The organism is Kribbella yunnanensis (assembly GCF_039529655.1).
Taxonomy (GTDB): domain Bacteria; phylum Actinomycetota; class Actinomycetes; order Propionibacteriales; family Kribbellaceae; genus Kribbella; species Kribbella yunnanensis.
On record NZ_BAAANF010000016.1, the window covers coordinates 43283 to 50948 of the forward strand.

General features: G+C 67.7%; 7 protein-coding genes. 5 read left to right on the forward strand and 2 right to left on the reverse strand.

Annotated features, from left to right (window positions below; genetic code table 11):
• Positions 1–108: 108 nt before the first annotated feature.
• Positions 109–1923 (reverse strand): HNH endonuclease signature motif containing protein, encoded by a 1815-nt coding sequence (locus ABD231_RS21145; RefSeq protein ID WP_344154487.1) that lies wholly within the window; start codon positions 1921–1923, stop codon positions 109–111.
• Positions 1924–2110: 187 nt separating this feature from the next.
• On the opposite strand from ABD231_RS21145, the gene pafA reads away from it, so the two are divergent.
• From pafA to ABD231_RS21170, 5 genes are all read left to right on the forward strand, one after another.
• A complete protein-coding gene (pafA, locus tag ABD231_RS21150; protein ID WP_132409872.1) occupies positions 2111–3472 on the forward strand; it encodes a Pup--protein ligase in 1362 nt (453 codons plus the stop codon).
• Positions 3473–3523: 51 nt separating this feature from the next.
• Positions 3524–4435, forward strand: coding sequence for a GNAT family N-acetyltransferase (locus ABD231_RS21155; protein WP_344154493.1), 912 nt, complete (start codon positions 3524–3526; stop codon positions 4433–4435).
• A complete protein-coding gene (locus ABD231_RS21160; protein WP_344154496.1) occupies positions 4408–4797 on the forward strand; it encodes a sterol carrier protein domain-containing protein in 390 nt (129 codons plus the stop codon). Before ABD231_RS21155 ends, ABD231_RS21160 begins: the two co-directional genes overlap by 28 nt.
• 57 nt (positions 4798–4854) lie before the next feature.
• Positions 4855–5928 (forward strand): GNAT family N-acetyltransferase, encoded by a 1074-nt coding sequence (locus ABD231_RS21165; RefSeq protein WP_344154499.1) that lies wholly within the window; start codon positions 4855–4857, stop codon positions 5926–5928.
• Between the two features lie 179 nt (positions 5929–6107).
• Positions 6108–7076: an FKBP-type peptidyl-prolyl cis-trans isomerase gene (locus ABD231_RS21170; RefSeq protein WP_344154502.1), complete on the forward strand. Its 969-nt coding sequence runs from the start codon at positions 6108–6110 to the stop codon at positions 7074–7076.
• Between the two features lie 33 nt (positions 7077–7109).
• Here the strand turns inward: ABD231_RS21170 and ABD231_RS21175 are convergent, their stop codons facing one another.
• On the reverse strand, positions 7110–7568 hold the full coding sequence (locus tag ABD231_RS21175) for a hypothetical protein (RefSeq protein WP_344154505.1): 459 nt from the start codon (positions 7566–7568) through the stop codon (positions 7110–7112).
• Between the last annotated feature and the right edge of the window lie 98 nt (positions 7569–7666).

Sequence of the window (7666 nt, forward strand, 5' to 3'; positions counted from 1 at the left end):
GAGGCCGATCCGGGGAGAGTGTGGCCAGGTGATCGGTCTCCGACCGTGCGGCTGACTGTGTGGCTGGTTGGGCGGCTGGTTCGGGCTGCCGCCGGTTGCTGGCGTGTACTAGAAGGGCGGCGGGTCGGTACCGGTCGACGGTGGCGATCCGGACTCGACAAGGGAGCCGCGGGCAGGCGGTCCGGATCCGACAACGGGACCGCGGGCAGGTGGGACCGTGGTGTAGCGGTGTCCGGTGGGGGTTGTCAGGGTGACGGATCCGTCGGGATGGTTGGTGGTGGTCCAACCCCACTCGGGGGTGTCCTTGATGACGTGGTGGTACTCGCAGAAGGGTGCGAGACCGGCGAGGCTGGTCTGACCGCTCGCTGCGAATGGGGTGCCGTGGTCACGGTCGCATTCGCGGGAGGGCCGGTTGCATCCGGGCCAGGCACATACGGGGTGGCGGGCGAGCAGGGTTTCGCTCACCAGTGCGCCCGGGTCGTGCCTGGTGGTGGAGGCCTCGAGAACGGTTCCGTTCATCGGGTCGGTGAGGAGCCGACGCCAGGTGCCATCCGCCGAGATCTGCCGCGCCAACGATGCGGGGATCGGACCGTAGCCCGACAGTTCGCACGGGTCGTCGTCCAGACCGAGCAGGGTGCTCGCTGGGATCAGGACTTCGATGTGTGGTTTGCGTCGGTGCTGATCAGGTAGTCGGCGGCCGAGCCAGTCGAGGCCGTTGGACAGGATGTGGCCGAACAGGTCGGCGACTGCATCTGCGCGGTATTGCTCGGCGGTCCGCTTCGGTGGTTGCTGCTCATCGGGCCCGTTGGTGTCCTCGGGCGGCTGGGGATCGCCGTTGTCGGTGGGGGCCGGCTGCAAGGCGGCGGGCTGAGAGGTGGCGCGCTGACTCGGGGGACCGGTCGGTGCGCCGACGGTGTCAACTGAGTCGGCGCGGCTGACGGAGTCGTCTCGTTTGGCGAGGTCGGCCATTGCCCGGACGGCGACGTACATCTCCTGGATCTTGTCGGCGGTGTGCACGATCCACAGGCCGGCCATGCCGTTGGCCAGTGGCACGATCTTGCAGGTTCGCTCCTGGACTGCGGCGCGGTGGCCGTCGGCCTCGGTGTCGGCGCTGTGTTTGGCAACCTGGGTGCGCAACGACTTGCGGAGGTTGGCGTTGGTCTGTGAGGACGCACGGCGGAGGACGTGGGACTCGACGGCTTGTGCGTCTTGGTCGGTCAGGCCACGGGTGCTCTCGGAGATTGCGAGGGCCTTGGACCAGGTCAGCGAACCGGTACGCACTGCGGTGAGCGTTGCGCCCAGGGGACCGGTCAAGTGCAGGGCGGTCTCCATGTGCCGAAATGTGGTGTTCGTGGAGAGATGGAGGGCGGCTCCGATCTCCGCAGCCCAGGAACGCTCGGGGTCGACGGGCCGGCCGGAGGAGTCGATCACGGCCGGGCGGCTCAGCTCGGCGGCTTCGGCCTTGCGTTGACGATAGAACGACGCCATACCCGAGGCCTTCATTGCTGCGGACCAGGCGGCCAGCCGCTCGGTAGCTTTGATGAACTCGATCAGGGCCATCGGGGACAGGCACTGTGGACGCACGGTCTCGAGCGCGGCAGCCAGGTCAGCACCCGGGGGAAGGAACACCCAGGCCGGTGCCTCGCGGCGCAGCATCTCTCGCTCCGCCTCGTCCTGGTCCACACCGGACCACAGTTCCCACTCCAGCGCATCGACCTTGGACATCGGCGGAAGGTCGTCGTACAGGTCGTCCTCGGTGATGTCGAACTCGTCCGGGATCTCGATGAGGTCGTCCGGCGGCCCGGGCTCAGTCCACGGAGTGAAGGCCGGCCGCTGTTCGTAGGCCCCGAGTGTCCTCGTCTGCGTGACGGTGCGCGCGGCGAGCTGGTGCTCGTCGGGTACGCAGGCTGGGCTCGGAGTCATGCGCCTATATTAGAACAACTGTTCGAGTATGCAAAATCGAAGCCGCCCTGAGTTGGTGGCCTGCTCGTTCGGTCGTGTGGCGCGAGTCCGGTGTCCGGTTCTGAAGAGACCACAAAGGGGTAACGCCCGGCGGCGGCGCGCCTGAGACAGCGCACGGTTGTCGGAGGCGGGACGTAGTGTGGTGGATGTGAACCGGCGAATCTTCGGACTGGAGAACGAGTACGGCGTCACGTGTACCTTTCGCGGTCAGCGCCGACTGACTCCCGACGAGGTGGCGCGGTACCTGTTTCGGCGGGTTGTGTCCTGGGGGCGGAGCAGTAACGTGTTTCTCCGCAACGGGGCACGCCTCTACCTCGACGTGGGCTCCCACCCGGAGTACGCGACCGGCGAGTGCGACTCGGTCACCGACCTGATCGCGCACGACAAGGCCGGTGAGCGGATTCTCGAAGGGCTGCTGGTCGACGCGCAGAAGCGGCTGCACGACGAGGGCATCTTCGGTGACGTCTACCTGTTCAAGAACAACACCGACTCGGCCGGGAACAGCTACGGTTGCCACGAGAACTACCTGGTCAGCCGGCACGGCGACTTCGCCAAGCTGGCGGATGTGCTGATTCCGTTCCTGGTCACCCGGCAGCTGATCTGCGGGGCCGGCAAGGTGCTGCAGACGCCGCGTGGTGCGGTGTACAGCGTCAGCCAGCGGGCCGAGCACATCTGGGAGGGCGTCTCCAGCGCGACGACGCGGTCCCGGCCGATCATCAACACGCGTGACGAGCCGCATGCGGATGCCGAGCGGTTCCGCCGGCTGCATGTGATCGTCGGCGACTCGAACATGTCCGAGACGACGATGCTGCTGAAGGTGGCCAGCACCGATCTCGTGCTGCGGATGATCGAGGCCGGCATCGTGATGCGCGACCTGACGCTGGACAACCCGATCCGGGCGATCCGGGAGATCAGCCACGACATGACCGGCCGCCGCGAGGTCCGGCTGGCGAACGGCCGCGAGGCCAGCGCCCTGGACATCCAGGGGGAGTACCTGTCGAAGGCGCGTGATTTCGTCGACCGCCGCGAGCTCGGTACGCCGGCTGTCGAGCGCGCGCTGAACCTGTGGGAGCGCTGCCTGAAGGCGATCGAGTCCGGCGACCTGTCCGGGATCGAGCGTGAGATCGACTGGGTGATCAAGTACCGGTTGATCGAGCGTTACCGCCAGCAGAACAACCTCGGCCTGGCCAGCCCGCGGGTCGCGCAGCTCGACCTGGCGTACCACGACATCCACCGGCCGCGCGGGCTCTACTACCTGCTCGAGCGCCGCGGTGCGGTGACCCGGGTGGTCGACGACCTGCGGGTCTTCGAGGCCAAGTCGGTGCCGCCGCAGACCACGCGGGCGCGGCTGCGTGGTGAGTTCATCAAGCGGGCTCAGGAGCGCCGCCGCGACTTCACTGTCGACTGGGTGCACCTGAAGCTGAACGACCAGGCGCAGCGCACTGTGCTCTGCAAGGACCCGTTCAAGTCCCACGACGAGCGCGTCGAGAAGCTCATCGCCAGCATGTAGCCCGCTGCTAAATCGGGTGACCGGTCGCGTCATGCCTTCTAGAAAGAGGGCATGACGATCGAGATCCGGCCGATCACCCGCGCGGAGGCCAAGGACTACTTAAGGGTCCTGCCGTGGGCGAACGGCCTTCCGCAGGAGGAGCCCGAGCCCTCGGCTTGGTACGCCGGTCGCGCGGCCAACCCGCCGCAGCGCAAGGCAACGCCCGAGCAGCTGGACCGGTACGCCGATGAGCTGCTGACCGACTGGTTCCGTCCGCAGGCGGCGTTCGTGGACGGCAAGATCGCCGGTGGTTCCGCGATCGTGTCGGTGGACCTGACTCTCCCGGGTGGTCGGCAGGTCCCGATGGGCGGAGTCACGTCGACGGGCGTGCTCCCGACGTACCGGCGGCGCGGTCTGCTCCGGAAGGTCATGGCTGCGATGCTCGACGACTGTCGGGAGCGCGGTGAGTTCCTGGCTGGGTTGAGTGCGAGTGAGGCGACGATCTACGGGCGGTACGGGTTCGCTCCGGCGACCTTCCAGCACCGGTGGGAGGTTCGCCGTACTGATGTTGCGTTCCGTACGCCGTTCACCGACCCCGGCACGCTCGATGTGGTGGACGGCGCGAGCGCTGCGGCGATTTGGCCGGTCCTGCACGAGCAGGTGCGGGCAGTGCGGGTTGGTGAGGTCAGCCCGCTGCCAGGGAAGTGGAGTGGTCTCGCTGACGGCGGACTGCCGGCAGATGGTCGTGGACCGGCGCACCACCTCATCCACCGCGACGCTGGTGGCCAGGTAGACGGCGCAGCGATCTTCCGGCTGCCCTGGTCGCCGGATCCGGACTATGCGGGCGAGCTGCAGGTCGACGCCTTCGAGGCGCTCAACCACGATGCGTACCGGGCGCTCTGGGACTACTGCTCGATTTCGACCTCACCAAACGAGTGGTGGCGGCACGGCGGCCGGTGGATGAGCCGCTGCGCTGGATGCTGACGAATCCGCGGGCACTCAAGCTCGCCCGGACGCGTGACAACCTCTGGCTCAACATCCTCGACGTACAACGCGCATTGGAAGCCCGCACGTACGCAGCAACCGATGCGCTCGTTCTGGGGGTCGACGGCGTCACCTGGCGGCTAGACGCGTCTCCCGATGGAGCAGCCTGTACGGCGGCGCCGGGGGTGGCCGCGGACGTCAGTCTGACCGTCAACGAACTGGGATCGCTGTACCTGGGCGGAGTCCGCGCCAGCGAGTTCCGTGACGCCGGGCGGATCGTAGAGCACACGAGCGGTGCAGCGACTCGGCTTGACGCGCTGCTGCAGTTGGACCGCGCACCGCACAACGCAGTGGGCTTCTGAACGGCCCGAAGGGGCAAGTCGAGCGCGAGGCCGGTCTCGGCTGCCTATAAAGGTGAGATGACCATCGAGATCCGGCCGATCACCCAGGGCGAGGCTGTCGAGTACATGCGGGTGATGCCGTGGGTGAGCGGCTTCCCGCAAGAGGAGCCCGAGCCGGTCGCCTGGTACACCGGTCGCACTGCCTTCCCGCCACTCGTGCAGCCCACGGCCGAGCGGCTGGAACAGGCCGCCGCTGGTCTGCTGACCGACTGGTTCCGTCCGCAGGCAGCCTTCGTGGACGGCAAGCTGGCAGGCGGTTCCGCGATCGTGTCGGTGGACATCACCTTGCCCGGCGGTCGGCAAGTACCGATGGGCGGACTCACCTGGTCGGGCGTGCTCCCGACGTACCGGCGACGCGGTCTGCTGCGGCAGATGATGGGCGCGCTGCTCGACGACTGCCGCGAACGCGGTGAGTTCTTGGCGGGCCTCCATGCGAGTGAGGGCACGATCTACGGCCGCTACGGATTCGGTACGGCGACATTCCAGCACCGGTGGGAGGTTCGCCGTACCGACGCTGCGTTCCGTACGCCGTTCACCGACCCCGGCACGCTTGATCTGGTGGACGGTGCGACCGCTGCGGCGATTTGGCCGGTGCTGCATGAGCAGGTGCGGGCACAGCGGGTCGGGGAGATCAGTCCGCTGCCAGGCAGGTGGGACGGGCTCGCTGCGGGCGCACTGCCGGCCGACGGCTCCGGACCGGCACACCACCTCGTGCATCGCAACGCTGCTGGTCAGGTGGACGGCGCAGCGATCTTCAAGGTGCCGTGGGCGCCGGACCCAGCTGACGCCGGCGTACTGGCCGTGGCGTCCATTGAGGCGCTCACCGTCGATGCCTATCGCGCACTGTGGGGTCTACTACTCGACTTCGACCTCACCAAACGCGTAGTCGCCGCACGGCGACCAGTGGACGAGCCGCTGCGCTGGATGCTCGCGAACCCACGGGCACTCAAGCTTGCCCGAACGCGTGACAACCTCTGGCTCAACATCCTCGACGTACAACGTGCACTCGAAGCCCGCACCTACGCAGCAACCGACGCGCTCGCCCTAGAGGCGGACGGCAGAGCACACATCTGGAGCAGTGACTCGGCCTGACGCGGATCGGGCTCCCCACAACGCCATGGCCTTCTGAGCGGCGTGACTGTACGTGGTGTGACCTAACGGTGACGCAGGTGGCCGCTGGCGTGGTTGCGTGTGCAGGCTAGGGTGGTCCGCGTTGTTGCCCGTCGATCGAATGGCGCAGACCGCGCCGGGATGTTTCGAGGTGCTGGTTCGTGCGCAAGTTGCTGAGTCTGGTTGCAGTCGTGGCCCTGGGGGCCTCGATGGCGGCCTGCGGTTCCGACAAGAAGTCCGAGTTCGGAGCCGGTGGGATCAAGGTGACGTCGGACTTCGGTCAGAAGCCGACCATCACGCACCGCGAGGGTGAGCCGGACAAGGCCCTGGTGACCGAGGTCCTCAAGGAGGGCGACGGTCCCGAGGTGAAGAAGGGTGAGCTGCTCACCGCGAACTACCTCGGCCAGATCTGGCGCGACGGCAAGGTCTTCGACAACTCCTACGACCGCGGTGCGCCGTCGTCGTTCCCGATCGGCGTCGGCGGCGTCATCGGCGGCTGGGACGAAGGGCTGGTCGGCAAGAAGATCGGCAGCCGCGTGATGCTCTCCATCCCGTCCGACAAGGGCTACAAGGAGAAGGGCAACGAGCAGGCCGGTATCAAGGGCGACGACACCCTGATCTTCGTCGTCGACCTGGTCGGCGCGGCCGCCAACGACACCAAGCTGGACGCGGAGCCGGCCACCTCGGCGAACTCCAAGATCAAGGTCACCGGCGAGCTGAACGGCGAGCCGAAGGTCACCGTTCCGGCCGGCACCAAGCCGCCGGCGAAGCCGGGCAAGCCGGTCGTGATCGCGCTCGGCAAGGGCAAGCCGGTCGCAGCGGGCAGCCAGCTGATCGGCCGCTACGTCGTCTTCGACTACACCGGTAAGAAGCAGGCCAGCACCTGGGACGGCCAGCCCGCCAGCCAGACCGGCCCGGCCCAGCCGGGTGCGCCGACCGACCAGCTCCAGGTCGGCCCCGGCCCGGGCGGTCAGAAGGGTGCCCTGGACGGTATCGCCGGCATCCCGATCGGCAGCCGCGTGCTGGTCGAGCTCCCGCCGACCAAGGACGCCAAGGGCAAGGCGGTGAACGCGTTCGCGGTCATCGACATCCTGAACGCCTTCCCGGCCCCGAAGCAGCAGGGCCAGTAGTTGTCGCCGAAGACCGCCTGACCACCGACGTGGTCAGGCGGTCTTTGCGTTGCGACGGAACCAGCGGTTGGTTTCGGGGTGGAAGCTCAGCACGAGAGCAGTGATGACTGCGGTGAGGTGCACACTGCGCAGCAGCGCGGTCAGCACGAACTGTGCGCTCCAATCGATGCTGGCGAGGTCGTGGTCGAGTAGCCAGCCGATCGGGCCGATGACGAGTGAGGCGGTGCCGACGGTGCCTAGTAGGCCGGCCAGCAGGTAGCGGGACCACCTGACGCCGTGCTGGAAGTAGCGCTCGATGACGACGAACAGGCCGCCGTAGACAAGGGCGCGGATGGCGATCTGGGCGGCGATGCTGCCCATCGGGACGTCGTCACGGACCGCACCGATGACTCCGACCACTGACTCCGCCACTCCGGCGACGACCGCGAGCAGCCACAGCAGAGTGGCCCACCGCGCGGTCAGCGGTGCTTGGGGGCGTACGAGAACTGTCATGCTTCCAGGCTGACCCAGGACGGCCTCGCACTCAGGAGTTCTGAGACCACACTCCCAGTGGGGGTATGTCCACCAGTCCGGCCGCGTGACGGCCCGCC

Bases quoted from the DNA above. Each gene is read 5' to 3' on its own strand.
- ABD231_RS21165 (WP_344154499.1), top strand. From the start codon at position 4,855: ATGACCATCGAGATCCGGCCGATCACCCAGGGCGAGGCTGTCGAGTAC.
- ABD231_RS21145 (WP_344154487.1), bottom strand. From the start codon at position 1,923: ATGACTCCGAGCCCAGCCTGCGTACCCGACGAGCACCAGCTCGCCGCG.
- ABD231_RS21155 (WP_344154493.1), top strand. From the start codon at position 3,524: ATGACGATCGAGATCCGGCCGATCACCCGCGCGGAGGCCAAGGACTAC.
- ABD231_RS21175 (WP_344154505.1), bottom strand. From the start codon at position 7,568: ATGACAGTTCTCGTACGCCCCCAAGCACCGCTGACCGCGCGGTGGGCC.